25 protein-coding genes are annotated in these 23,264 nt (G+C 60.5%); 15 read left to right on the top strand and 10 right to left on the bottom strand.

Annotated features, from left to right (window positions below):
• Nucleotides 1–29 precede the first annotated feature (29 nt).
• The 4 genes from V7Z56_RS09030 (at nt 30) to V7Z56_RS09015 (ending at nt 3,700) form a co-directional block, all read left to right on the top strand.
• Nucleotides 30–977, top strand: a complete 948-nt coding sequence (locus V7Z56_RS09030; RefSeq protein ID WP_443023782.1) for a cation diffusion facilitator family transporter — start codon at nt 30–32, stop codon at nt 975–977.
• 521 nt (nt 978–1,498) lie between these two features.
• Nucleotides 1,499–2,731 (top strand): cyclopropane-fatty-acyl-phospholipid synthase family protein, encoded by a 1,233-nt coding sequence (locus V7Z56_RS09025; protein ID WP_334129083.1) that lies wholly within the window; start codon nt 1,499–1,501, stop codon nt 2,729–2,731.
• 172 nt (nt 2,732–2,903) lie between these two features.
• On the top strand, nt 2,904–3,083 hold the full coding sequence (locus V7Z56_RS09020; RefSeq protein WP_334129082.1) for a hypothetical protein: 180 nt from the start codon (nt 2,904–2,906) through the stop codon (nt 3,081–3,083).
• Between the two features lie 44 nt (nt 3,084–3,127).
• Nucleotides 3,128–3,700 carry a hypothetical protein gene (locus V7Z56_RS09015; RefSeq protein ID WP_334129081.1) on the top strand — a complete coding sequence of 191 codons (573 nt, stop codon included), beginning with the start codon at nt 3,128–3,130 and terminating at the stop codon, nt 3,698–3,700.
• 3 nt (nt 3,701–3,703) lie between these two features.
• On the opposite strand, the gene glmS is transcribed toward V7Z56_RS09015, so the two are convergent.
• Complete coding sequence (gene glmS / locus V7Z56_RS09010) at nt 3,704–5,527, bottom strand: glutamine--fructose-6-phosphate transaminase (isomerizing) (RefSeq protein WP_334129080.1); 1,824 nt, start codon at nt 5,525–5,527, stop codon at nt 3,704–3,706.
• Nucleotides 5,528–5,559: 32 nt separating this feature from the next.
• A complete protein-coding gene (gene glmU, locus V7Z56_RS09005) occupies nt 5,560–6,897 on the bottom strand; it encodes a bifunctional UDP-N-acetylglucosamine diphosphorylase/glucosamine-1-phosphate N-acetyltransferase GlmU (protein ID WP_334129079.1) in 1,338 nt (445 codons plus the stop codon).
• Between the two features lie 106 nt (nt 6,898–7,003).
• On the opposite strand from glmU, the gene gph reads away from it, so the two are divergent.
• Entirely contained in the window at nt 7,004–7,690 is a 687-nt protein-coding gene (gene gph, locus V7Z56_RS09000; RefSeq protein ID WP_334129078.1) for a phosphoglycolate phosphatase, read from the top strand.
• Here gph and V7Z56_RS08995 read toward each other — a convergent pair.
• Genes V7Z56_RS08995 through V7Z56_RS08980 form a run of 4 tightly spaced genes read right to left on the bottom strand, consistent with a single transcriptional unit; the run spans nt 7,687 to nt 10,414 of the window.
• Nucleotides 7,687–8,658, bottom strand: a complete 972-nt coding sequence (locus V7Z56_RS08995) for an alpha/beta hydrolase (protein ID WP_334129077.1) — start codon at nt 8,656–8,658, stop codon at nt 7,687–7,689. The genes gph and V7Z56_RS08995 overlap by 4 nt on opposite strands.
• Nucleotides 8,655–9,263, bottom strand: coding sequence for a uracil-DNA glycosylase family protein (locus V7Z56_RS08990; protein ID WP_334129076.1), 609 nt, complete (start codon nt 9,261–9,263; stop codon nt 8,655–8,657). Before V7Z56_RS08990 ends, V7Z56_RS08995 begins: the two co-directional genes overlap by 4 nt.
• A gap of 59 nt (nt 9,264–9,322) precedes the next feature.
• Complete coding sequence (locus V7Z56_RS08985; RefSeq protein WP_334129075.1) at nt 9,323–9,610, bottom strand: hypothetical protein; 288 nt, start codon at nt 9,608–9,610, stop codon at nt 9,323–9,325.
• Nucleotides 9,611–9,613: 3 nt separating this feature from the next.
• The gene (locus V7Z56_RS08980; RefSeq protein ID WP_334129074.1) at nt 9,614–10,414 is read right to left on the bottom strand and encodes a crotonase/enoyl-CoA hydratase family protein; all 801 of its coding nucleotides are present in this window, start codon (nt 10,412–10,414) and stop codon (nt 9,614–9,616) included.
• Between the two features lie 157 nt (nt 10,415–10,571).
• On the opposite strand from V7Z56_RS08980, the gene V7Z56_RS08975 reads away from it, so the two are divergent.
• Nucleotides 10,572–11,456, top strand: a complete 885-nt coding sequence (locus V7Z56_RS08975; RefSeq protein WP_334129073.1) for a DMT family transporter — start codon at nt 10,572–10,574, stop codon at nt 11,454–11,456.
• Between the two features lie 16 nt (nt 11,457–11,472).
• Here the strand turns inward: V7Z56_RS08975 and V7Z56_RS08970 are convergent, their stop codons facing one another.
• Both V7Z56_RS08970 and V7Z56_RS08965 read right to left on the bottom strand, forming a co-directional pair.
• The gene (locus tag V7Z56_RS08970; protein ID WP_334129072.1) at nt 11,473–13,299 is read right to left on the bottom strand and encodes an ABC-F family ATP-binding cassette domain-containing protein; all 1,827 of its coding nucleotides are present in this window, start codon (nt 13,297–13,299) and stop codon (nt 11,473–11,475) included.
• Nucleotides 13,300–13,406: 107 nt separating this feature from the next.
• Nucleotides 13,407–13,961 (bottom strand): AAA family ATPase, encoded by a 555-nt coding sequence (locus V7Z56_RS08965; protein WP_334129071.1) that lies wholly within the window; start codon nt 13,959–13,961, stop codon nt 13,407–13,409.
• A gap of 356 nt (nt 13,962–14,317) precedes the next feature.
• Here V7Z56_RS08965 and V7Z56_RS08960 point away from each other — a divergent pair, with 356 nt between their 5' ends.
• The 8 genes from V7Z56_RS08960 to V7Z56_RS08925 are packed head-to-tail and all read left to right on the top strand — an operon-like array spanning nt 14,318 to nt 20,778.
• A complete protein-coding gene (locus V7Z56_RS08960; RefSeq protein WP_334129070.1) occupies nt 14,318–14,791 on the top strand; it encodes an SUF system Fe-S cluster assembly regulator in 474 nt (157 codons plus the stop codon).
• Between the two features lie 4 nt (nt 14,792–14,795).
• Nucleotides 14,796–16,265 (top strand): Fe-S cluster assembly protein SufB, encoded by a 1,470-nt coding sequence (gene sufB / locus V7Z56_RS08955; RefSeq protein ID WP_334129068.1) that lies wholly within the window; start codon nt 14,796–14,798, stop codon nt 16,263–16,265.
• A gap of 21 nt (nt 16,266–16,286) precedes the next feature.
• A complete protein-coding gene (gene sufC / locus V7Z56_RS08950) occupies nt 16,287–17,030 on the top strand; it encodes a Fe-S cluster assembly ATPase SufC (protein ID WP_443023781.1) in 744 nt (247 codons plus the stop codon).
• 7 nt (nt 17,031–17,037) lie between these two features.
• Nucleotides 17,038–18,351 (top strand): Fe-S cluster assembly protein SufD, encoded by a 1,314-nt coding sequence (gene sufD / locus V7Z56_RS08945; protein WP_334129066.1) that lies wholly within the window; start codon nt 17,038–17,040, stop codon nt 18,349–18,351.
• Nucleotides 18,348–19,580 (top strand): cysteine desulfurase, encoded by a 1,233-nt coding sequence (locus V7Z56_RS08940; RefSeq protein WP_334129064.1) that lies wholly within the window; start codon nt 18,348–18,350, stop codon nt 19,578–19,580. Before sufD ends, V7Z56_RS08940 begins: the two co-directional genes overlap by 4 nt.
• Nucleotides 19,580–20,035: a Fe-S cluster assembly sulfur transfer protein SufU gene (sufU, locus tag V7Z56_RS08935; RefSeq protein WP_334129063.1), complete on the top strand. Its 456-nt coding sequence runs from the start codon at nt 19,580–19,582 to the stop codon at nt 20,033–20,035. The genes V7Z56_RS08940 and sufU overlap by 1 nt, the downstream gene beginning before the upstream one ends.
• Before the next feature lie 2 nt (nt 20,036–20,037).
• A complete protein-coding gene (locus V7Z56_RS08930; protein WP_334129062.1) occupies nt 20,038–20,406 on the top strand; it encodes an SUF system Fe-S cluster assembly protein in 369 nt (122 codons plus the stop codon).
• A 36-nt stretch (nt 20,407–20,442) separates the two neighbouring features.
• A complete protein-coding gene (locus V7Z56_RS08925; protein ID WP_334129061.1) occupies nt 20,443–20,778 on the top strand; it encodes a HesB/IscA family protein in 336 nt (111 codons plus the stop codon).
• Between the two features lie 54 nt (nt 20,779–20,832).
• Here V7Z56_RS08925 and V7Z56_RS08920 read toward each other — a convergent pair whose 3' ends face one another.
• The gene (locus tag V7Z56_RS08920) at nt 20,833–21,171 is read right to left on the bottom strand and encodes an NIPSNAP family protein (protein ID WP_334129060.1); all 339 of its coding nucleotides are present in this window, start codon (nt 21,169–21,171) and stop codon (nt 20,833–20,835) included.
• Between the two features lie 81 nt (nt 21,172–21,252).
• Here V7Z56_RS08920 and V7Z56_RS08915 point away from each other — a divergent pair, with 81 nt between their 5' ends.
• A complete protein-coding gene (locus V7Z56_RS08915) occupies nt 21,253–21,933 on the top strand; it encodes an ArsR/SmtB family transcription factor (RefSeq protein ID WP_334129059.1) in 681 nt (226 codons plus the stop codon).
• Between the two features lie 5 nt (nt 21,934–21,938).
• On the opposite strand, the gene V7Z56_RS08910 is transcribed toward V7Z56_RS08915, so the two are convergent.
• Entirely contained in the window at nt 21,939–22,919 is a 981-nt protein-coding gene (locus V7Z56_RS08910; RefSeq protein ID WP_334129058.1) for a DUF2971 domain-containing protein, read from the bottom strand.
• Between the last annotated feature and the right edge of the window lie 345 nt (nt 22,920–23,264).

The raw sequence follows: 23,264 nt of genomic DNA, 5'->3' as shown, positions 1-23,264 counted from the left end.
CGCCGATGAGCGCAATGACGGGGGCAGGGATGGCAAGCGGATCAAAGAAGGTAATTTACGCGGCCCTGATCGGAAACAGCCTGATTGCCGCCTCCAAATTCACCGCCGCCTTTTTCACCGGCTCCTCGGCGATGCTGAGCGAGGGGGTGCATTCGCTGGTCGATACCGGCAACCAGATCCTGATGCTGCACGGCCTTCGGCGGGCGCGAAAGGCGGCGGACGCCAATCATCCCTTCGGCTACGGCATGGAGCTTTATTTCTGGGCGTTTGTCGTCGCCATCCTGATCTTTGCGCTGGGCGCCGGGATCTCGCTCTATGAAGGCATCAAGCATATCCAGCACCCCGAGCCGATCACCGACCCGACGTGGAATTATGTTGTTCTCGGCCTCGCGATCCTGTTCGAAGGCTGGGCCTGGACCGTCGCCTGGATCGAGTTCAAGCGCGGCATCGGGAAAAACGGCCTCTGGCAATCGGTGCGGCTTAGCAAGGATCCGACCATCTTCACCATTTTGTTCGAGGATACCGCCGCCGTGCTCGGCCTGATCGTCGCGCTGGTCGGCATTTTCTTCGCGCAGTATCTCGGCATTCCCGAGCTCGACGGCATCGCGTCGGTCGTTATCGCGATGATCCTTGCGGGCGTTGCCGTGCTGCTCGCCATCGAATGCAAGGGGCTGCTGATCGGCGAGAGCGCCGATCCGCTGGTGCAAAGCGGGATTGAAGCAATTATCGGTCGCGAAGCGCGGATCGAGGCGGTCAATGAGCTTCTCACCATGCATCTCGGGCCGCATGATATCCTCGTCAATCTCAGCCTTGATTTCAACGACACGCTGACCTCGGCCGAGGTGGAGGACACCATCACCGATCTTGAGCGGCGCATCAAGGCGGAGTATCCCGATATCCGCCGCGTCTTTATCGAGGCGCAGAGCTTCCGCTCGCATGAAGAGACGATCTCGGCGGAAGATATCTACAAAAGGTAGCATTCTCTAATAGAATCGCACCGGCGAAAGCGATCCCGTCCCCGTATTTGACGCCATTTGCCGCGCCGGATGCCGGATAATAGGCGCCGCTGCACATAAATGCGTGCATTTCAGCGAAACGCGGCGCGGCTCCGCCCGCCTCTCTCCCTATATAAGAAGAAGTCGTTTTATGCCGCGGAATTTTGCGGTTCCCGGGTCTCTTTGCGCCGCTGCGCCCGCCGCTAAGATTGCTCGAAAACCCTTGTTTTCAGTCGTTTTTCTGCAAAAGCGATAAAAGAAGGGACTTGATTTTGCGCCAAACCCGTCCCAAGATTATGGCAGTGTTTGAACGAGAATGAGTTGAAGACGAACGTCGGCGATCGGCCCGGCTTGCGTCATGAGACGCGAGAGACACTTCAATCGGATCGACGCCCGCCCGTTATGAGCGGGAATGCTCTTTAGTCCTCCCCGCTCGAGACCCCGGTTCAGCCGGCCGCTCGCCGGGCAGCAAGGCTTCAGCTTGCAAGCTGGAAGGAGTTCAGATGTTCCTGTTGTCGCAAATACTGAAACGCATCATGTCCAAGGGAACGCTGACGGTTTTTGACTCCACAGGCAAGGAGCATTATTTCCGCGGCCGCGAGGATGGTCCCGTTCTTACCCTGCGCATCCATTCAAAGGCGGCGGAACGCAAGCTCGCGCTCTATCCGAAGCTGTTTCTTGGCGAAGCCTATATGGACGGCGATATCACGGTCGAGGGCGGCAGTATCTATGACTTCCTCGATCTCATGACGCGCAATCTCGGCTGGGGCTCGCGCCACCCGCTCGCCAGCCTCGGCGATGCGCTCTTCGAGATCTACTGGTTCTTCCGGAAATTCAATCCGCGTGGCCGGTCACGGCGCAATGTCGCCCATCACTACGACATCGGCGAGGACCTTTATGAACTTTTTCTCGACGAAAACCGGCAATATTCCTGCGCCTATTTCAAGACGCCGGGGGATTCCCTCGAGCAGGCGCAGCGCCAGAAAATGGCGCATATCGCCGCCAAGCTGGCGCTGAAGCCGGGGCAGAAGGTACTCGATATCGGCTGCGGCTGGGGCGGCCTCGCGCGGTTTCTCTCAACGAGCACCGAGGTGCAGGTCACCGGCGTCACCCTCTCGACCAACCAGCATGCCTACGCGGTACAGAAAGCGAAGGAGACGGGGCTTGAGGGGCGGGTCGATTATCGTCTGACCGACTACCGCGATGTCACGGAGAAATTCGACCGCATCGTCTCGGTCGGCATGTTCGAGCATGTCGGCGTGCCGCATTACGACAAATTCTTCCGCAAAGTGCGCGATATCCTGACCGACGACGGCGTCGCGCTGATCCATACTATCGGCACCGCCGATCGCCCCTCGCCGACCAATGCGTGGATCGACAAATATATTTTCCCCGGCGGCTATATCCCGCCGCTCTCGCAGGTGACGCCCGCGATCGAGAGGGCCGGGCTTTACGTCACCGATATCGAGATCCTCCGCCTCCATTACGCCGAGACGCTGCGGGCGTGGCGGCAGCGCTTTCTCGCCAACATCGAGCGGGTGCGCGAGATGTATGACGACCGCTTCTGCCGCATGTGGGAATATTACCTGGCGGCGAGCGAGGTCTCCTTCCGCAACAGCGGCCTTGTCGTCTTCCAGATCCAGCTCGCCAAACGCGTGGCTGACCTGCCGCTGACCCGCGACTATATCCACCAGATCGAGGAAAACGACCTCTCCCCCCGCATCGCCGCGGAATAGGATGCGGGCGTTGAAAACGGCCGGGGAGATTGAAAAAGCTGCTTTCCCGTCTTATCTGAAGGATGAAAGACGGGCGCAAAGAGCGCGGTATTCGCGGACGGGCCGCTTTTTTATTTCGAAAATCGGCAATTCCATATAAAATAACCGCGTTGCGTCTATTCGCGAGGACGAGATGTCGAATACAGCAAAGATCGCACTGACTGAAAAGCAGCGTAAATCCATCTTTAAGGAACTCAGCCGCTTTGATCTTTTCAAGGACAGCCCGCACGTCCCGGTCAAGGGGATCAGCGACTGGCCGCCTGCTGAAAAAGCAGATAGCGAAAAGCGAGAGGCCGTCAGGGAAAAGGATTGATCCGCTTCTGAACGGCGATTTGCGCTGGGGGGCGCATTATCCGGATGCTTTGGGTTTACGACAAGCTTGTAGCAGGTAGAGACGATATTCCCGGGCAATTTGCCTATCTCTTTTATAAATCCGAAAAGCGAAAACTGGCCGATTCCCTGAAAACCAGCGGCAAGACGGATGCCGAAATTCTTGAGACCCTGAAAAACTATCAGCAAAATGTTGCCGCTGATAACAATGCGCTCGCCATCTACAAGGCGGAAGGCGAAAAGGTTCTCAAAAATTTTCTTGAGGTGACGGAGCGGGAAACCCTTGCCCGCGCCGAAACCAACTTTGCCAAAAAGCATCAGGAAATCGGTCAGGCAATCGGCGATCTTTACAAGCTCGCCGGCCAGAAACGCGGGCCCCTGCAACGTTTTTCAAGCTGGCTGATGGGCGGCGTTCGCGCCTGGCTTGCGACTGCCGTCTGGGCCGTGATCATCGCGAGCACGCTGCTCTTTCTGGCCTGGGCGGTTGAGCCGGAGGATACCGGCAACGACGCGCGGGGCTTCTGGGACCGCAATATGGAGAGGCTGGCGAATTTCATCGAATGCCAGAAATCCGCCGCCCCGCCTGAATGTAAAAACTAGTCCCTACTCCACCGTCACCGATTTGGCGAGGTTGCGCGGCTGGTCGACGTCGGTGCCTTTCAGCACGGCGACGTGATAGGCGAGGATCTGCACCGGGATGGCATAGAGGATCGGCGCGACGAAGGGATCGACGCTCGGCAGCTCGATCGAGCCAAGCGCGCGGTCGCCAAGCTGGCTGATCCCGGCGGCGTCCGAGAGGAAGATTACCCGCGCATTCCGCGCCATCACCTCCTGCATGTTGGAGGCCGTCTTTTCGAAATAGGGATCCGACGGCGCAACGACGATCACCGGCACCGTCTCGTCAATCAGCGCAATCGGCCCATGCTTCAGTTCGCCCGCCGCATAGCCCTCGGCATGGATATAGGAGATTTCCTTTAATTTAAGCGCGCCTTCAAGGGCGATCGGATAGCCTGTGCCGCGGCCGATATAGAGTACGTCGCGGGCCTCGAAAATGGCTTCGGCGAGCCGCTTGATATCCTCATCGCTATCCAGAATATCGGCGGCGCGCGCCGGCACTTCGGCAAGCGCTGCGCAGAGCCTCGCCTCCTCCGCATGGTCGATGACGCCGCGTTGGACGCCCGCATCAATCGCGATGCAGGCGAGCGTCACAAGCTGGCAGGTAAAGGCTTTCGTCGAGGCGACGCCAATCTCGGGGCCGGCCTGGGTGTGGAAGACGAAATCGCTCTCGCGCCCCATCGAGCTTTCCTCGACATTGACGATGGAGGCGATATGCTGCCCGTTCGCCCTGGCATAGCGCAGCGCGGCGAGCGTGTCCGCCGTCTCGCCCGACTGCGAGATGAAGAGCGCGAGCCCGCCCTTTTTGAGCGGCATCTGGCGATAGCGGAACTCCGAGGCGATATCCACCTCGACATTGAGATCGGCGATCCCCTCGAACCAGTATTTGGCGATCATCCCGGCGTAAAAGGACGTGCCGCAGGCGACAATCGTCACTTTCGGCAGTTCGTTCCAGTCAAACGGCAGGTCGGGGAGCGTGATCGTCCGGCTTTTCGGGTTGAAGAAGGCGTTCAGCGTCTCCCCCATCACGGCCGGCTGCTCGGCGATTTCCTTCATCATGAAGTGGCGGTGATTGCCCTTGCCGATCATCGCGCCCGAAAGCTGCGTCTGCTTGATGGCGCGTTCAACCCGTTTCCCGTCCTTGTCGTAAAAGGTCGCGCCCTCGCGGGTCAGCACCGCCCAGTCGTCTTCTTCCAGATAGGAAATGCGCACCGTGAGCGGCGCAAGCGCAAGGGCGTCGGAGCCAAGGAACATCTCGCCGTCGCCCCAGCCGACCGCGAGCGGCGCGCCGCGCCGGGCGCCGATCATCAGATCATCATGACCTTTGAAGATCACCGCGAGCGAGAAGGCGCCGTGCAGGCGCTTGAGGCTCGCCTTCATTGCCTCCTCCGGGGAAAGGCCTTCGTCGATATAGCTGCTGATAAGCTGCGCGGCGATCTCGGTATCGGTCTCGCTCTCGAAGCTGTAGCCCTTCTTCGTCAGCTCTTCGGCCAGCTCGCGGTAATTCTCGATAATCCCGTTATGGACAAGCGCGATCCGGCTCGTCATATGCGGATGGGCGTTCACCTCGTTCGGGACGCCATGCGTCGCCCAGCGGGTATGGCCGATGCCGACCAGTCCCGAAAGGCTACTCGATTGCAGCACCTTTTCAAGATTTTCAAGCTTGCCCTCGGCGCGGCGGCGGTCGAGGCCGCTCTCGGTCAGCGTCGCGATCCCCGCGCTGTCGTAACCGCGATACTCAAGCCGTTTCAGCCCGCCGATGAGCGAGGGTACAACGTCTTTCTTGCCGAGCACACCGATAATACCACACATATCGCAAACACCTTCCAAGACTGATTAATGAGTTACTTTACAACTTTCTGTTTGAGCGCGCGAAACCGCGCCGCCCAGCCCGGCTTTTGCGCCTCCGGCGCCCGCTCGATCGCGAGCGCGTCGGCGGCGACGTCTTTCGTGATCGTGCTGCCCGCCCCGATAATCGCGCCGTCGCCGATTTTCACCGGCGCGACCAGCGCGGTGTTGGAGCCGACGAACGCCCCTGCCCCGATATCGGTCACGAATTTATCATAGCCGTCATAGTTGCAGGTAATCGTGCCCGCGCCGATATTCGCCTCCGCCCCGACGCGGGCATCCCCGATATAGGACAAATGGCTGACCTTTGCACCTTGCTCGAGCCTGGATTTCTTGATTTCGACGAAATTGCCGATTTTCACCTCACCGGCGATGTCCGCGCCGGGGCGAAGCCGCGCGAACGGTCCGATCTGCGCCGCGTCGCCGATCGTCGCGCCTTCGATATGGCTGAACGCCTTGATGCGGACGTTATCGCCGATGCGAACGCCCGGGCCGAAGAAGACGCCGGGCTCAATCACCACATCCCGCCCGAGTTTGGTATCATGGCTGAACCACACCTGCTCGGGATCGATCAGCGTCGCGCCGTCCCGCATCGCGCTGGCGCGCCAGCGCATTTGCGCAATCTTCTCGGCCTCGGCAAGCTGGGCGCGGTTGTTGACGCCGAGAAGTTCCGTCTCCGCCCCGCGCACGAAAGCGCAGGTGAGGCCGCGGCCAATCGCCAGGCCGACGAGATCGGTCAGGTAGTATTCGCCCTTCGCATTGCGGTTGTCGATGGCGGAAATCAGGCTTTCTAGATGTCCGCCGCTGATTGCCATAACGCCAGAATTACAAAGCCCTATCGCCTTCTGCTCAGGTGTCGCATCAGCAAATTCAACAATTTCCGTAAGATTCCCCGCCGCATCGGTGACAAGGCGGCCGTATTCCGCGGGGTCGTCCGGCTCGAAGCCGAGCACAACGGCAGCGCAGGTCTCGCTCGCGCGGCGTTTCTCGATCATGCGCCGGAGCGTCGCCGTCTCGATCAGCGGCGTATCGCCGTAAAGGATCAGCACATCGCCCGCAAAGCCCCGGAGCGCGGGAAGCGCGGCCGCGACGGCGTGGCCGGTGCCAAGCGCCTCCTGCTGGATCGCGATCTCGGCCGGCGCGACGGCGCGCTGCACGCTTTCCATCTTCGGCGCGGTAACAACAACAACTTTTTCCGGCGAGAGTTCACCGACACTCGCCAGCAGGTGGCAGATCATCGGGCGGCCGCCCAGCTCATGCATCACCTTTGGCTTGGTTGATTTCATTCTGGTGCCGGCCCCGGCTGCGAGGACGACGACGGCGATTGACGACATATGTTGATCCGTTTCCCAAATTCCTGCTAATACTCTGGACTTTCGCCTGAATTAGCCCTAACCCTACCGTAAAACAAATAAAATTATGTTACCGGATTTTACATATATGCAGGAAATCGCCGTTATTTTCGATCTTGACGGCACGCTGGTCGACAGCGCGCCGGATTTGCATGCCGCGCTCAATCATGCGCTGGCAGTGGGCGGGCGCCCCCCGGTGAGCCTGGAGGATGTCCGTCATATGGTCGGGCGCGGCGCGCGTCTCCTGCTTGAGCGCGCCCTTGAAGCGACGGGCGGCCTGCCGACGCAAAAGAGGCTCGAGGAGCTGGTCGGCGAGTTTTTCACCTATTACGAGCGGCATCTCAGCGATCACACGCGGCCCTTCGAGGGGGTCCGGGAGGCGCTCGATATCCTTCGCGGCAGCGACGTCCTGATGGGCGTCTGCACCAACAAGCCGATGCGCTTCACCACCCCGCTGCTGGAAAATGTCGGCCTCGCGCCCTATTTCAGCGCCATCGTCGGCGCCGACAGCTATCCCTTCCGCAAGCCCGATCCCCGGCATCTGACGGCGACGCTGGAAGCGATGGGCGCAGGCGCACGGCGCGCCGTGGTGGTCGGCGACAGTTTTTACGATATCAGCGCGGCGAAAGCAGCGAACCTTCCGGTCATCGCCGTCAGCTTCGGCTATACCGAAACACCGGTCGCCGAGCTCGATCCCAATTACATCATCGATCATTTTGATGAATTGCTGCCGCTGCTTCGCCGCCTTGCGGGCGAGACGAAAAGCGCGTCCTAATCGGCCGGCAGTTCGGCAATGCGTTTGCCGGACGGGATATCGCGGGCCAGGATCCAGTCTGAAATATCGCGCCAGACCATTGGCCCTTGAAGGTCTCGCATCAGCATATGCCAGCCGTTCTCGTAATAGACGATATCGGCGCGCGGCGGCAATTCGGCGGCGATTTTCGCAACCGGCTCCTTCGGCACAAGCTGGTCATGCGCGCCGTAGAGCAGAAGCAGCGGCACATCGGTGAGATCCCTCGCGCGGTCATAGGCATCATCCATCAGGTTGACGAGGCCATAAATCGCGTCAATCCGGGTTTCCTTGATAAACAGCGGGTCGGCCGAGAGGGCGCGCAGGATCTCGATATTATCGCTCGCCTGAATGCCCGTCCCCTCACCCGTCAGCGTGACCGCCGGGATGCTGTGCGCCGCCGTCCAGAGAATAAGCTGGTAGAAGGGGTTCATCGCCTGCCAGCCCCAGACAGCGGGCGCCGAGAGGATCACGCCATCGACCTCGGGAAAGCCGTCGTGGGAGAGCGCATTGATGACTACCGCGCCGCCCATGCTCTCGCCGATCAGGTAGAGCGGTGCGCCCGGATATTCGTTTCGCACGGCGCCCACCATCTCGGCAAGGTCGCGGATCAGCAGCTCTTCGCCGGGCCAGATGCCGACATTCGGCGCCTCCCCAAAGCCGCGCTGGTCATAGGCGATGGTGGTGATGCCCTGCCCCTGCCACCATTGCGCCGGTAAATTGTAGGAATAGCTGTAGTCGTTAAAGCCATGCACGGCGATAAGAACCGCTCTCAGCGCCCCCTCCGCCGGCCAGGCGCGGACGGGAAGGCGCATGCCGTCGCCTGTCAGCAGGTAATCGCGGCCAAGATGGGCGCTGCCCGTGATCTCGCCGCTTTCCTGCACCGTGGGCGCGCAGGCGCCGAGGAAGGAGATCAGCCAGAAGCTCGCGACAAAGCGGACAATCGCGTTCATTCGCCGCTCTCCGCGAGCAGCGCGTGAACCCGCGCCCGGAGCTCGGGCAGCACGTCGGCCTCGAACCACGGGTTGCGTTTCATCCAGCCGACGACCCGCCAACTCGGGTGCGGCAGCGGAATGACGCGGGGAGCATATTCTGAATACGCCGCGACCGTCTCGGTCAGCGTCTTTTTCCGCGCCGCCCCGAGATAGTATTTATGCGCATACTGCCCCGCGGCGATGATCAGACGGATGTTTTTAAGCTCTGGGATCAGTTGCGGATGCCAGGTGCGGGCGCATTCGGGGCGCGGCGGCGCATCCCCGCCGCTTGCGAGTTTGCCGGGATAGCAGAAGCCTTGCGGGATGATGGCGAATTTCTTCGGATTATAGAAAACCTCCGGCGTGACGCCGAGCCAGTCGCGCAGGCGCTCCCCCGACGGATCATCCCACGGCACGCCGCTTTCATGCACCTTCGTGCCCGGCGCCTGCCCGGCAATCAAAATCCGCGCGTTGATATCGGCAATCAGCACCGGACGCGGACCGAGAGGCAGATAGGCCTCGCAAAGGCGGCAGGCCCGGATGTCTTTCAGAAGGCGGACCAGGGACGCGGGATTTTCCGTCATCACAATCTCCGTTGCCGGCGTGGGCTCCGTTGCCGGCGTGGGCGGGCGGGCGGTCGCGATCACCCGTCAACCGACGTCGCAAAAAACCTGCCGAGCTGCTGCGCTTGCGTCTTTGAAAGGCGGTGCAGCAGCAGGCCGTCCGGCGTCATCTTTTGCCAGTTTTCTTCGGTATTTTCCGTTATTTTCCTGCCTCTTACAAGGCAGATATGATTGTTGACCTTAAATATTTCATCGCCCGGATCGGCTTGTGCATAAGACGCCGGGCTGGCCAGCCCCACCAGATGGCCGGCGGCCGCAAGCCAGCTTGCGGCGCGCCGTCCTTCCAGAATGAGAAGCGGCTCGCTCACCGGTTATTCGCCCGTATAATTCCCGGGGCGCTTGTCAAAGAAAGCGGCAATCGCTTCGTCATGGTCCTTGGTGTGGTGGGAAATTGCCTGCAGCGCGGCCGACATCTCAAGCACGGTTTCAAGCCGGCCGTGCTCGCCCTCGCGCATCAGCTTTTTCGCCATGCGGAGCGCATGCGGCGGGTTGGCGGCGATGCGCCGCGCGAGGTCGCGCGCCGTATCCATCAGCTTGGCATCCTCGACCACCTCGGAGACGAGGCCCCACTCCAGCGCCTTGTCGGCGTTGATCATGTCGCCCGTGAAGGTGAGCTCGGCGGCGCGGCTCCGGCCGATCACACGCGGCAGGAAATACGCCCCGCCGTCGCCCGGAATGATGCCGAGCTTGACGAAGCTCTCGGCAAAGAGCGCCGATTTCCCGGCGATGCGGATATCGCACATGCAGGCAAGGTCGCAGCCCGCGCCGATCGCCGGGCCATTGACGGCGGCGATGGTCGGCACTTCAAGGTTATAGAAGGAATAGGGGATTTTCTGGATGCCGAAGCGGTAGGAATTGCGGATTTCCGCAGGCCGCCCTGCGAACAGCCCTTCCTTGTCGCGCATATGCTTGACGTTGCCCCCGGCGGAGAAGGCCTTGCCCGATCCCGTCAGAATGACACAGCGGACGCTGTTGTCCTGGTTGATCCGATCCGCAGCCTCGATAAAGGCGGCGAAGAATTCATCTCCGGCAAGGGCATTGCGCTCCTCGGGCCGGTTGATGGTGAGGGTTACAATTCCCTCATTCTGTTCGTATATGAGTTCGTTTGTCATGATGGCACAAGCTACCTAATCGGCCGCAAAATAGAAAGCGGGAAAATTGCCCCGCGAGACGGAAATCGCAGAAGCGCGGCGCTTGACTTTCCGCGCAAGGCGGAGAATTCTGTATCTCTGAGAGGACGGTCCTCAAAAATAACAATAAGGCTCAAAGATGTCGACTGCCGCCCTGCCCGCCAAACCGCAATCCGCCTATAAAGGCATCTTTCTCTTCTGTATCGCCATTTTCCTTTTCGCCGTGATGGATGCGGTGGCGAAATATGCGGCACAGGAATTTCCGCCGATCCAGGTCGTCTGGGCCCGCTGCTTCTTCCACATCGTGCTGATGATCATCGTGCTCGGGCCGACGCACGGGCGGCGGCTGATCCGCACCAACAATCTGAAGCTGCAGGTGGTGCGCTCGATCCTGCTGCTCGGCGCGACCGTTTCGGTGTTTACGGCGCTGAAATATATTCCGCTCGCGGAAGCGGGCGCCATCGGGGCGACGGCGCCGCTTTTTGTCATTATCCTCTCGGCAATCCTGCTGAAAGAAAAGGTCAGCGTGCAGCGCTGGATTGCCGTCGCCTGCGGCTTCGGCGGGGCGATGATCGTGCTCCGCCCCGGCATGGCGGAGATGCATCCGGCGATGCTGCTGGTCCTCCTCATGGCGCTATGCTATGCGCTTTACCAGCTCACCACGCGCTTCCTCTCGACGGTCGATGATTCGCTCACCACCGCCTTCTACTCGGTCTCCGTCGGCACGATTGTCGTCAGCTGCATCGTTCCCTTCTTCTGGGTCCACCCGGCGGGGATCATGAGCTGGCTGCTGCTCGCCTTCGTCGGGCTGCTCGGCGGCGTCAGCCATTTCATCATGATCAAGGCGTTTGAATATACGACCGCCGCGACGACCGCGCCCTTCAACTATACGCAGTTGATCTGGATGACGCTGATCGGGCTGTTCTTCTTCGGGAATTTCCCCGACGGCTTCACCATCCTCGGCGCGGTGATCATCGTCATGAGCGGGCTCTACGTGCTCTATGAGCAGCGCCGGCAGAGGTAAGGGGTGACGCGCCGGGCTAGTTCCCGGCGATCTCCTCGGCGAGAAGCTCAAGCTCCAGCCAGCGGGTTTCCATCGCGTCCCTTTCGGCTTCCGCCGCCGCAAGCTCGGCGGCTTTTTTATGGAACGCATCGGCATCGCGGGCGAACAGCCCCGGATCGGCAAGCGCGGCTCCGAGGGCGGCGATCTTCACTTCTATCTCGGCGATCCGGCCCGGCAGCAGGTCGAGATCGCGCTGGTCCTTGTAGGAGAGTTTCTTGCGCGCCGCATTGGGGCGCTCGGCCGCTTCTTTTGGTTTCGAAGGCGCTTTCGCCGCCGCTCTCTCCGGCTGCGGCTGGCGGGCGCGGAGGTAATCGCTGTAGCCGCCGACAAATTCGGTGACCCGCCCGCCCGGCTCGATAACGATGGTCGAGGTCACCAGCCGGTCAAGAAAATCGCGATCATGGGAGACGATCAGCAGCGTGCCGTCATAGCCGTCCAGCATCTCCTGCAACAGATCGAGCGTTTCCATATCGAGATCGTTGGTCGGCTCGTCGAGCACGAGAAGGTTGCTCTCGCGCGCCAGCAGCCGGGCCAGCAACAGGCGGTTCTTCTCGCCGCCCGAGAGCGCGCTCACCGGGCTTTTCGCCTGCTTCTCCTCGAACAGGAAATCGCGAAGATAGGAGACGACATGGCGCGTCTCGCCCTGCACGATGAGCTGCCCGCTCGCCGGATCGGCGAGCGTATCCCAGAGCGAGAGATCGGGATCGAGCGTGTCGCGGTGCTGGTCGAACACGGCGGGCGTCAGGTTGCTGCCGTGGCGGACGGTGCCGGTGGTCGGCTCCAGCTCCTTCATCAGGATTTTCAGGAGCGTCGTCTTGCCCGCGCCGTTCGCCCCAATGATGCCGACGCGATCGCCGCGCTGGATCCGGGTCGAAAAATTTTTAAGGACCGTGCGCGGCGCGCCGTCAGCTTCCGTGTAGGTCTTTGAGATATCGACCGCCTCGATCACCAGCCGGCCGCTTCTCTCACCGCTCTGCACGGCGAGTTTGACGCTGCCCGCCGGCCCCGTCCGCGCCGCCCGCTCGGCCCGCATTTTATGCAGCGCCCGAAGCCGCCCTTCGTTGCGGGCCCGCCGCGCGGTGATGCCCTTGTGCGACCATTCCGTCTCCTCGGCGATTTTCTTGTCGAGCTTCTTTGTCTCCACCGCTTCACGGCGGTAAATCTCCTCGGACCATTCCTCGAACGCGGCAAAGCCCTTGCCGTGGGTGCGCAGCCTGCCGCGATCGAGCCAGAACAGCCGGTTGGTGAGATTTTTCAGGAACTGCCGGTCGTGGCTGATGATCATCATCGCGCCGCGAAAGGCCTTTAGCGTCTCTTCGAGCCAGAGGATGGTGTCGATATCGAGATGGTTGGTCGGCTCATCGAGCAGCAGGATATCAGGGTTTGAAACCAGCGTTCGCGCAAGATCGGCGCGGCGCAGCTCGCCGCCCGAGAGCGTTTCAAGCAGCCGGCTGCCATCAAGACCGACGCCCTCCAGCATCTGATCGACGAGATAGCCGCTTCCCGCCGCCTCCGCGCCCGCCTCAAGCCCCGCCGCCACCTGCTCGCGCACTGTCCGCCCAGGAGTGATGACGGGCTGCTGGCGGAGATAGCTGACGCGCACGCCCGCCTGCAGGAAGCGCTTGCCGCCATCGAGATCAATCTCGCCCGCGAGCGCCTTCAGAAGCGTCGATTTGCCGGACCCGTTGCGCCCGACGAGCGCGATGCGCATCCCCGGCTCGATACCGAGCGAGATGTCGCTGAAGAGATCGCCGCCGCCAAAGGTGATGCGCGCGTCCTGCAGGGCCAGAAGGGGTGCCGCCATAAATCGTTGCCTTGAATTGCCTGAATTGCGTGAATTTCCGGGATGCTTCTAGCACCGATGCGCCGGCGAACGCAATCCTTCGCAGCCCCTGCCCTGACGGCACCCGCCTATTCCCCGTGACGGACCACGTTGAAGCCTTCCTGCGGCAGCGGCGGCAGGAAGAACAGGTCCGCCTCCTCCCGCCGTTTTGCATCGAGCGGACGGGGCGTCGCACCATTGTGACGGCGCGTATTTCGCGCCTTCAGCCGCGCCTCGCAGATCATCGCCGGCACGTCGAGCAGGTGCAGCTCGTGGCGAACGCCGGCCGCCTCGAACAGCTCGCGCCCCCAGCGGCGGCTCTCGGGCGTATTGGCGGGGAAATCGAGAACGACGGAAATGCCCTGCCGCAGCAGCCCGACGATATGATCCTTCAGCGCATGGCGAAGCCGGATCGAGGCGCCGATATGGCCGCCGGGCGCTTCCATCTCATCGGGGTAAAGCTCGCCGAGCAGCGTCTCCTCGGAGAAGAGACAGACGCCGGGCCGCGCGGCAAGGCGCGCCGCCACAGTCGATTTGCCGGCGCCGCGGCGGCCCGCAATCAGGTAAAGCGTGGCGGGCGACGGTCGCCGCAACGGCTCTTCCATCGCGGGCGGGGTGGATTGATCCTGGGTATCGAGAAACATTGTCGCGTCTCCTGGGGGTTAATGCCCCTCTGAGACGATCCATAAAAAAACCGCCTCATCCGGGCGGTTTATCGGTTGCGTCAGGGCATACGACTTTCCGCCATTCGGGGAATGGAGAGAATCGCCACCACAATAATGTCAAGTGAATATGCCATACGTCCCTATAAAGGCCCCGCTTGCGGCTTTGTCAAGCCCAAAGGCCGAAGAATATTCAGAATTTCCGATAAAGCCCGCCCTAATCTATAATCAGTCTAAATTAATTGCTTTGCAACGCAGCAAGAAGCCTATACAAGACCATTTCCGTCTGTTATAAATTGGTTGAAATCAGACCAATTTAGTACGATATATCTTTTGACATGATAAAGCTCAGCAAAATGACCGACTACGGGGTCGTGATCATGTCCGTGATGGCGCGCCTGCCGGAGCGGATCATGACGGCGCCGGATGTCTCGCTCTATACCGGTCTGCCGGTGCCGACGGCGGCGAAGATCCTGCGCCGTCTTGCGAAAAGCCCGTTCCTGCAGTCGCAGCGCGGCGCGCATGGCGGCTATCGCCTGACGAAAGCGCCGAAGGAGATTTCGATCGCCGACATCATCCGCGCCATGGAAGGCCCGGTTGCGGTCGCGTCCTGCGTCGATTCGGAGCTTTCCGACTGCACCGTGGAGAGCCACTGCCCGATGCGCGGCGGCTGGGAGAAAATCAATCGCGCGCTCAATGCGGCGCTTGAAGAAGTGACGCTGGCCGATATGTGTCAGGATACCGAACAACTGCATGTCAGCCACCGGCCGGGCGTTTCCGCCCCCGCGGCTGCACCCCTACAGACGGAGTAAAGTGATGGCTATTGCCCGCGAAACAATTGAACAGGTCGCCTCGGTTGCGGACCGCTACAAATACGGTTTTGTCAGCGATATCGAATCGGAAACCGCGCCGCTTGGCCTGAATGAGGATATCGTCCGCTTTATTTCCAACAAGAAGGGCGAGCCCGAGTGGATGCTCGAATGGCGCCTCAAGGCATATCGCCACTGGCTGACGATGATCGAGCCCGAATGGGCCAATGTGCATTATCCGAAGATCGACTTTCAGGATATCTATTACTATTCCGCGCCGGTCACCAAGGAGAAGCCGAAGAGTCTCGATGAGGTCGATCCGGAGCTTTTGGAAGTCTACAAGAAGCTTGGCATTCCGCTGAAAGAGCAGGAAGTGCTCGCGGGCGTCGAGGGCGCCTATAATGTCGCCGTCGATGCGGTCTTTGACAGCGTTTCCGTCGCCACCACCTTCAAGGAGCGGCTGGAGAAGGAAGGCGTGATCTTCTGCCCGATCTCGGAAGCGATCCGCGACTATCCGGAGCTGGTGCAGCAATATATCGGCTCGGTCGTCCCCTATACGGATAATTTCTACGCCGCGCTCAATTCCGCGGTCTTTACCGACGGCTCCTTCTGCTACATCCCGAAGGGCGTGCGCTGCCCGATGGAGCTGTCGACCTATTTCCGCATCAACGCGGCGCAGACCGGGCAGTTCGAGCGGACGCTGATCATCGCCGATGAGGGCTCCTACGTCAGCTATCTCGAAGGCTGCACGGCGCCGATGCGCGATGAGAACCAGCTCCATGCGGCGGTCGTCGAGCTCGTCATCCTGAAGGATGCGGAAGTCAAATATTCCACCGTCCAGAACTGGTATCCGGGCGATGAGAACGGCGTCGGCGGCATCTATAACTTCGTCACCAAGCGGGCCGCCTGCCGCGGCGAGAATTCGAAGGTTTCCTGGACGCAGGTCGAGACCGGCTCGGCGATCACCTGGAAATACCCCTCCTGCATCCTGCAGGGCGACAATTCCGTCGGCGAGTTCTATTCCATCGCCATCGCCAATAATCTTCAGCAGGCCGACACCGGCACCAAGATGATCCACCTCGGCAAGAACACGACGAGCACGATCATCTCCAAGGGCATTTCCGCGGGGCGTGCGCAGAACACCTATCGCGGCCTCGTCCGCATGGGGCGGAAGGCGGAGAATGCGCGCAACCACACGGTCTGCGACAGCCTTCTCATTGGCGATAAATGCGGCGCGCACACCATCCCCTATATCGAGAACCAGAGCCGCAGCGCCACCATCGAGCATGAGGCGACCACCTCCAAGGTCAGCGAGGAGCAGCTTTTCTACTGCCAGCAGCGCGGCCTTTCGGAAGAGGAAAGCATGGCCCTCATCGTCAATGGTTTCTGCAAGGAAGTGTTGCAGAAACTGCCCATGGAATTCGCCGTGGAAGCCCAGAAACTCGTCAGCATCAGCCTTGAAGGCAGTGTCGGATAAGGAAGAAGTCAAGTCATGAATATGTTGGAAATCAAGAATTTGCATGCCACCGTCGGCGGCAGGGAAATCCTGAAAGGCCTTTCCCTCACGATCAAGGCGGGCGAAGTTCATGCCATCATGGGCCCGAACGGCGCCGGCAAATCGACGCTCTCTTACGTACTGGCGGGGCGTTCGGGCTATGAGGTGACGGCGGGCGAAGTGCTCTATAAGGGCGAGGATCTTCTCGCGCTCGCGCCCGATGAGCGCGCCGCGAAAGGCATTTTCCTCGCCTTCCAGTATCCGGTGGAGATCCCGGGCGTCGCCTCGGCGACCTTCCTCAAGACCGCCTATAACGCGCAGCGCAAGGCCCGCGGCGAGCCCGAGCTTGACGCCATCGAGTTTCTGAAGCTGGTCCGTGAAAAGACGAAAGCGCTCGATATCCCGAACGACATGCTGAAGCGCGCCGTTAATGTCGGCTTTTCGGGCGGCGAGAAGAAGCGCAATGAAGTGCTGCAGATGGCCCTCCTCGAGCCCGACATGATGCTGCTCGACGAGACCGACAGCGGCCTCGACATCGACGCCCTGAAAATCGCCGCCGAAGGCGTCAACCGCCTGCGCAGTCCCGAGCGCGCCGCGCTGATCATCACCCATTACCAGCGGCTGCTCGATTATATCGTGCCCGATTTCGTGCATGTTCTGGCCGACGGGCGCATCGTCAAGACCGGCGACAAATCGCTCGCGCTTGAACTTGAGGAAAAAGGCTACGCCGCGCTGAGTGCGGCCTGAGGCAGCCATGAGTGAGATGAAAAAACTGAGTCCGCTTGCAAGCGATTACGTGACGCGTTTCGATCGCGCCCACACGGCCCTGCCCGGCAGCGGCAACGAGCGCATCCTCGCCGCCCGCAAGGCCGCGCTGGAAACCTTTGTTGCGCTCGATTTCCCGGGCCGCCGGGTCGAGGAATGGCGCTTCACCAACCTCGCCCCGCTCGCCCGCGGGCTGGAAGCGGAGACGCGGGAGCTTGCCTCGCGCGAGTTGCCGGGGCCGGCCTTCAACGCGGCGCATGTCATGACCTTTGTGAACGGCCGCTTCATCGCCGATGAAAGCAGGCTCAACGAGTTGCCGGACGGCGTTCGCCTCTCCAGCCTCGCCATTGAGCTTGAAAACGGCAGCGCCGCGCTGATCGATGCCTTTGATCCCGGCAAACGCGCTGTCGTCGCCCTCAACACCGCCTTTATGGAAGACGGCTATGTGCTTGAGGTCTCGCCCGGCACCGTGCTGGACGCGCCCATCCTGATCCATATCGCGAGCCTGCCGGGATCGCGCGACAATGCCCGCCATATGCGGAACGTCATCCGCCTTGGCGCAGGCAGCCGGATCACGCTGCTTGAGGAGCATGTCGGCGTTGACGGCCATGCCTATTTCGCCAACCCCGTCACCGATGTGGAGCTTGGCGAGGGCGCGCGGCTCAACCATTACAAATACCAGAGCGAGAGCGACGCCGCATTCCACCTCGCCAATACCGATGTCGATCTCGCCGCCGGCGCCATTTATGAGAATTTTTCGCTGACCACCGGCGCGAAGCTCTCGCGCAATGAGCTGGAGACGCGGCTTCAGGGCCGCGATTCCCACAGCATCCTGAACGGCGCCTATCTCATTCGCGGTCAGCAGCATGCCGACACGACGACGATCACCCGTCACCTCGTCTCGGAGAATGACAGCCGGCAGATCTACAAGGGCATTCTCGACGGCGCCGCGCAGGGCGTGTTCCAGGGCAAGATCCAGATCGTCAAGGATGCGCAGAAGGTCAATGGCGATCAGTTGAGCCGCGCCCTGCTGCTCTCGGATGCGGCCAGCGTCGTCGCCAAGCCCGAGCTTGAAATCCATGCCGATGACGTGAAATGCAGCCACGGCGCGGCATCCGGCGAGCTTGATGAGGACGCCCTCTTCTACCTCCAGTCACGCGGCATTGACGGCGACACGGCGCGCAAGATGCTGATCGACGCCTTCCTGGCCGAGGTGTTTGAGGAAATCTCCGATCTCACCGTGCGCGGCTATTTCCAGACCACCGCCCGCCACTGGCTGGACAGCCTTGGGGGTGCGGCATGAACGAGATGCGCTCCTTCGATGTCAATCGCCTGCGCGCCGATTTCCCGATCCTTGCGCGGGAGGTGCATGGCAAGCCGCTCGTCTATCTCGACAACGGCGCCTCGGCGCAGAAGCCGCAAATGGTGATCGACGCCATGAACCGCGCCTACGCCGAGACCTTCGCCAATGTGCATCGCGGGGTGCATTTCCTGAGCCAGACCTCGACCGAGCTTTACGAGGCGGCGCGCGAGACGGTGCGAAAACATCTCAATGCGAACAGCGTCGATGAGATCATCTTCACCAAGAACGCGACCGAGAGCATCAATCTCGTGGCCTATACATACGGCTGGGCTAATCTTAAAGAGGGAGATGAAATCCTCCTCTCAACCCTTGAGCATCATTCGAATATCGTCCCCTGGCAACTGATCGCGGAAAAGACGGGCGCACGGGTTCGCGCCGTTCCCATCGATGCGGCGGGCGAGCTGCGGATGGATGCGTTTCACGAGATGTTGAGCGAGAAGACCAAAATCGTCGCCATCACCCATATCTCGAACGCCATCGGCACCATCACGCCGGTCCGCGAGATTGTGGATGCCGCCCATGCCGCGGGCGCGGTGGTGCTGATCGACGGATCGCAGGCCGCACCACATCTCGCCCTCGACATGCAGATTATCGGCGCCGATTTCTACGTCTTTACCGGTCACAAGACCTATGGCCCGACCGGCATCGGTGTTCTCTACGGCCGGCAGGCGCTGCTCGATAAAATGCCGCCCTTCCTTGGCGGCGGCGATATGATCAACCGCGTGACTTTCGAGAAGACCACCTTCGCGAAGGGCCATTCGAAGTTCGAGGCGGGAACGCCGCCCATCGTGCAGGCCATCGGCCTTGGCGCGGCGCTCGACTATATGAACGGCGTCGGGCTTGAGCGGATCGAGGCGCATGAACAGGCGCTGCTCGCCTACGCGACTGAACAGCTCAAGCAGATCAACAGCTTAAAGATCATTGGTGAGGCCAAACATAAAGCGGCGATCATCTCCTTCACGCTGGAAGGGGTGCATCCGCATGATATCGGCACCATCGTCGATCGCGGCGGTGTCGCCATCCGCGTCGGCCATCACTGCGCGCAGCCGCTGATGGATCATTTCGACGTCGCGGCGACGGCGCGGGCCTCGTTTGCGCTTTACAACACCCGCGCCGATGTTGATGCGCTGGTCGCAAGCGTTGGCGCAGTACAGGAGATTTTTGGCTGATGCTGGACGATTTACGCGAACTCTATCAGGAAGTGATCCTCGACCATTCGAAACGGCCGCGCAACTTCCGCCATCCCGAAGACGCCAACCACGAGGCGCATGGCTATAACCCGCTCTGCGGCGATACGGTCAATGTCTATCTCACTCTCGGCCCGGACGGGCTGATCGAGGATGCCGCCTTCGAGGGCAAGGGCTGCGCCATTTCGCTCGCCTCCGCCTCGATGATGACGGAAATCATCAAGGGCAAATCGGTGGACGACGCGCGGGAGCTTTTCGCGGGCTTTCTCAAGCTCGTGAAGGGCGAGGATGATTTTATCGATGCAGGGGACGCCAGCGAAAAGCTGATGATGCTGGCCGGCGTGCGCGAATTTCCCATGCGTGTCAAATGCGCGACCCTCGCCTGGCACGCCATGACATCGGCCATCGACAATGAGGAGGAGGTCACCACGGAGTAATCATGACGGCTTTTGATAAAATCGAACGCCCGCGCCCGACCGGCCCTTACGAGGAAGGCGCCTCCGGCTCGGATCTGGAAGCCCCGCTGATCGCGGCGCTGCGCGAGGTCTATGACCCTGAAATTCCGGTCAATATCTTTGACCTCGGCCTGATCTATGTGATTGATATCGCGAAGAATGGCGATGTCTATATCGGCATGACCCTGACCGCGCCCGGCTGTCCCGTCGCCGGCGAGATCCCGCAGTGGGTGCGCGAGGCGGTGTTCACCGTCGAGGGGGTGCGAGACGTCGAGGTGGAAATCCTCTGGGATCCGCCGTGGCGGCCCGACTTCATGAGCGAGGCGGCCAAACTCGACCTTGGAATGTTCTGAGTTCAGCCTTATATTAAGGCAAGAGGTGATGTAATTATGACTACTCAGCTGATAACATTGACAGATAGCGCCGCGAAGCGGGTCAAGTCGCTGCTTGGCAAGGCGGACGGCGCGCCGCTCGGCCTGCGCATCGGCATTACCAACACCGGCTGCAACGGCCTCAGCTACACCATGGACTATGCGCGCGAGCAGAAGCCCGACGATGCGGTGGTCGAGGCGGGCGATGTGCGCCTGCTGATCGATGCCGCCGCCGTGCAGTATGTCGCGGGCACCGAGATGGACTGGCGCGACGAAGGGCTGCAATCGCGCTTCACCTTCGAAAACCCCAATGAAAAGGGCCGCTGCGGCTGCGGCTCCTCCTTCCACGTCTGAGGGCGTGACGCGGCGGTGAGGCAGCGCTCGCGCCCCCTCGCCCGCCGGCCCTCGTCACCCGTCATCCCCCGGCATTTTCGGCCCATGCGGCGCGGAGACGAGGTTCAGGAACGTCCGGTCCTCGCGGAGCAGGAATTTCTCGCGCATCGCAAATTCATAATTCTCCCGGCCGAGCGGATCGCGCGCCAGCCGCGCCCGGTAGGCCTCATAGGCCGCCAAACTCTCGATATGATAAACCCCGTAAGCGAGCGTCGAGGAGCCCTCGCAGGGCGCGAAATAGCCAACGAGATCGGCGCCCGCGCGCGGGATCGCCTCGCCCCAGTTCTTCGCATACTGCACAAACTCGGCGCGCTTCGTTGGATCGATATGGTAGCGGATAAAGCAGGTGATCATCGTCTCTCCTCTCGCATTGCGTCATTCACGGGCGTCACATTACCGCTTGCGCATATTTAATGCTTCGATTACGATCGAACTATGAAAGAAGGACCGGATATCGCGCAGCTTGGCGCCCTGATCGGCGATCCGGCGCGGGCCAATATGCTGACAGCGCTCCTCTCGGGCAAGGCGCTGACGGCGAGCGAGCTTGCCTTTGAGGCCGGCATCACCGCGCAGACGGCGAGCTCCCACCTTGCGAAAATGCAGGCGGGCGGCCTGCTCAGCGAGCGAAAACAGGGCCGGCACCGCTATTTCACCCTCGCCGATGAGGAGGTGGCCGCGCTTCTGGAGGCGATGCTCGGGCTTGCCGCAAAGAAGGGGCATCTTCGCACCCGGACGGGGCCGAAGGATCCGGCACTTCGCCATGCGCGGGTCTGCTACAACCATCTCGCGGGCGATCTCGGGGTGCGGATGATGGACAGCCTGCTCGCCCGAAAGCTGCTGACACCGGAGCCGGACGGCCTCACCCTGACGGCGCCCGGACGCGCCTGTCTCGCTGATTTTTCAATCGATATCGCGGCGATCGAGGCCCGCCGCCGGCCGCTCTGTAAAGCCTGCCTCGACTGGAGCAACCGCCGCAGCCACCTCGCCGGCCCCCTCGCCGCCGCTTTGCTCAACCGCTTCTACACCCTCGGCTGGGCCCGCCGACTTGAAAACTCCCGCACCGTCGCCTTCACCCCTTCGGGCGAAGCGGCGTTTTTACAGATGTTTGTTGTTTGATGCCCTCACCATACGCGTAGCGGAATATCCGACACGACCACCTTGTCCTCATCCACTTCGACCCCCCGCTCCCTTAGCACTTCGACGAATGCTCTATAAGCTACATAAGGATATTGCGTCGGTCCAATAATAATCCGATCCAGCAATGAAGGAATATCCGCGCCAAAGAGACCATTCTCCGGCTCATGTGCCAATCGGAGTTTATAGATTGGCTGCGGCACACCGCGAATTACAGCCACATCTTTCTTCATGCAGGGACTCTCCTGAGCATTCGGACGATGATACAAACGCCATTCGTCCTCTTCCTTAAATCCCGGGTGCTTTGTCGCGATTGCAAGTCGAAGACACATGGAATGGATCGAACCAATTAACCATTCTCTTCCTAGCCCCTTCAAACACTCTCCGTTGGCCTTAACTGCATTTGTTATTTCTGAAAGATGCCGAGTTAATTCTGCTTCGTCAGAATAGCGCACAGGCAGGGAATAAACTCCCAATTTGTCGGTGCTGGCCCTCATCGGGGTATTTTTCACCACAAGGGCGACATCGCCATATGCCCGCCACATAGAAAGGCGGCCTCTCTTGTCCTCCTTGGGGTCGTAGCTTGAAACACATGCGATATAGGTTTCATACTGCCAATCGTTTAGCCAAGCGGAAACCAGCTCATCTGTTTTATGTATCGTGTAAGGAAAAATTGCATTCACTGCTGTCCTAAAATTTTCCCCTTCCGGACCCTTAAATACTTTCCGGATGAGATCAATTCCGTATGAAATTTCGGAAAAGTCATTCATAACTTTCGCATTTCGAAACCACAACTCTCTATTGCGAAGGATGTTTATCGCAGTTTCCGCAGACGTGTAGTAAACAAAGTTACTTTCACTCTTATTTTTCTGCTCATAGTCTTCAAGAAATCCCGGACAGAAGATTTCGAAGAATTTCTTTGTATCAGCACTAAAGTCGGTCTCTAAACCGCCACTTAAATCGTTCATCACCCCTCCAAAATATCAACCATTACGAGATAAATTGTATGTGGGATGCCAGAACCGTGCATACAACCCATACGGTTTTAGAATGCAAAAAAAATAAACTTGACTGGCATGTTCGGATTGATGCCGCCATCGCCCGCGCGCCGTCTCCCCCGCTCCGCCCCCCTTATTCCCGTCTCGCCAGTGCTCGCAAGGGCTGCTATTCTGGCGTGATGAAAGACGGAGCCATCAGTATTTTGCCGCTTGCCATTGGCGTTGGGCTTTACGGTTTTGCGTTCGGGATCCTCGCGGCGCAGACGGGGTATCCGTGGTGGGCGGTGACGGTGATGAGCCTGTCGGTCTATGCGG

The sequence above is a fragment of the Sneathiella sp. genome, from assembly GCF_036844445.1.
Lineage (GTDB): Bacteria > Pseudomonadota > Alphaproteobacteria > Sneathiellales > Sneathiellaceae > Sneathiella.
Note: the sequence above shows the minus strand (reverse complement) of the source record. Positions and strands in the feature narration are given on the sequence as shown.

Bases quoted from the DNA above. Each gene is read 5' to 3' on its own strand.
- V7Z56_RS09030 (WP_443023782.1), top strand. From the start codon at position 30: ATGGCAAGCGGATCAAAGAAGGTAATTTACGCGGCCCTGATCGGAAAC.
- V7Z56_RS09025 (WP_334129083.1), top strand. From the start codon at position 1,499: ATGTTCCTGTTGTCGCAAATACTGAAACGCATCATGTCCAAGGGAACG.
- V7Z56_RS09020 (WP_334129082.1), top strand. From the start codon at position 2,904: ATGTCGAATACAGCAAAGATCGCACTGACTGAAAAGCAGCGTAAATCC.
- V7Z56_RS09015 (WP_334129081.1), top strand. From the start codon at position 3,128: ATGCTTTGGGTTTACGACAAGCTTGTAGCAGGTAGAGACGATATTCCC.
- glmS (WP_334129080.1), bottom strand. From the start codon at position 5,527: ATGTGTGGTATTATCGGTGTGCTCGGCAAGAAAGACGTTGTACCCTCG.
- glmU (WP_334129079.1), bottom strand. From the start codon at position 6,897: ATGTCGTCAATCGCCGTCGTCGTCCTCGCAGCCGGGGCCGGCACCAGA.
- gph (WP_334129078.1), top strand. From the start codon at position 7,004: ATGCAGGAAATCGCCGTTATTTTCGATCTTGACGGCACGCTGGTCGAC.
- V7Z56_RS08995 (WP_334129077.1), bottom strand. From the start codon at position 8,658: ATGAACGCGATTGTCCGCTTTGTCGCGAGCTTCTGGCTGATCTCCTTC.
- V7Z56_RS08990 (WP_334129076.1), bottom strand. From the start codon at position 9,263: ATGACGGAAAATCCCGCGTCCCTGGTCCGCCTTCTGAAAGACATCCGG.
- V7Z56_RS08980 (WP_334129074.1), bottom strand. From the start codon at position 10,414: ATGACAAACGAACTCATATACGAACAGAATGAGGGAATTGTAACCCTC.
- V7Z56_RS08975 (WP_334129073.1), top strand. From the start codon at position 10,572: ATGTCGACTGCCGCCCTGCCCGCCAAACCGCAATCCGCCTATAAAGGC.
- V7Z56_RS08970 (WP_334129072.1), bottom strand. From the start codon at position 13,299: ATGGCGGCACCCCTTCTGGCCCTGCAGGACGCGCGCATCACCTTTGGC.
- V7Z56_RS08965 (WP_334129071.1), bottom strand. From the start codon at position 13,961: ATGTTTCTCGATACCCAGGATCAATCCACCCCGCCCGCGATGGAAGAG.
- V7Z56_RS08960 (WP_334129070.1), top strand. From the start codon at position 14,318: ATGATAAAGCTCAGCAAAATGACCGACTACGGGGTCGTGATCATGTCC.
- sufB (WP_334129068.1), top strand. From the start codon at position 14,796: ATGGCTATTGCCCGCGAAACAATTGAACAGGTCGCCTCGGTTGCGGAC.
- sufC (WP_443023781.1), top strand. From the start codon at position 16,287: ATGTTGGAAATCAAGAATTTGCATGCCACCGTCGGCGGCAGGGAAATC.
- sufD (WP_334129066.1), top strand. From the start codon at position 17,038: ATGAGTGAGATGAAAAAACTGAGTCCGCTTGCAAGCGATTACGTGACG.
- V7Z56_RS08940 (WP_334129064.1), top strand. From the start codon at position 18,348: ATGAACGAGATGCGCTCCTTCGATGTCAATCGCCTGCGCGCCGATTTC.
- sufU (WP_334129063.1), top strand. From the start codon at position 19,580: ATGCTGGACGATTTACGCGAACTCTATCAGGAAGTGATCCTCGACCAT.
- V7Z56_RS08930 (WP_334129062.1), top strand. From the start codon at position 20,038: ATGACGGCTTTTGATAAAATCGAACGCCCGCGCCCGACCGGCCCTTAC.
- V7Z56_RS08925 (WP_334129061.1), top strand. From the start codon at position 20,443: ATGACTACTCAGCTGATAACATTGACAGATAGCGCCGCGAAGCGGGTC.
- V7Z56_RS08920 (WP_334129060.1), bottom strand. From the start codon at position 21,171: ATGATCACCTGCTTTATCCGCTACCATATCGATCCAACGAAGCGCGCC.
- V7Z56_RS08915 (WP_334129059.1), top strand. From the start codon at position 21,253: ATGAAAGAAGGACCGGATATCGCGCAGCTTGGCGCCCTGATCGGCGAT.
- V7Z56_RS08910 (WP_334129058.1), bottom strand. From the start codon at position 22,919: ATGAACGATTTAAGTGGCGGTTTAGAGACCGACTTTAGTGCTGATACA.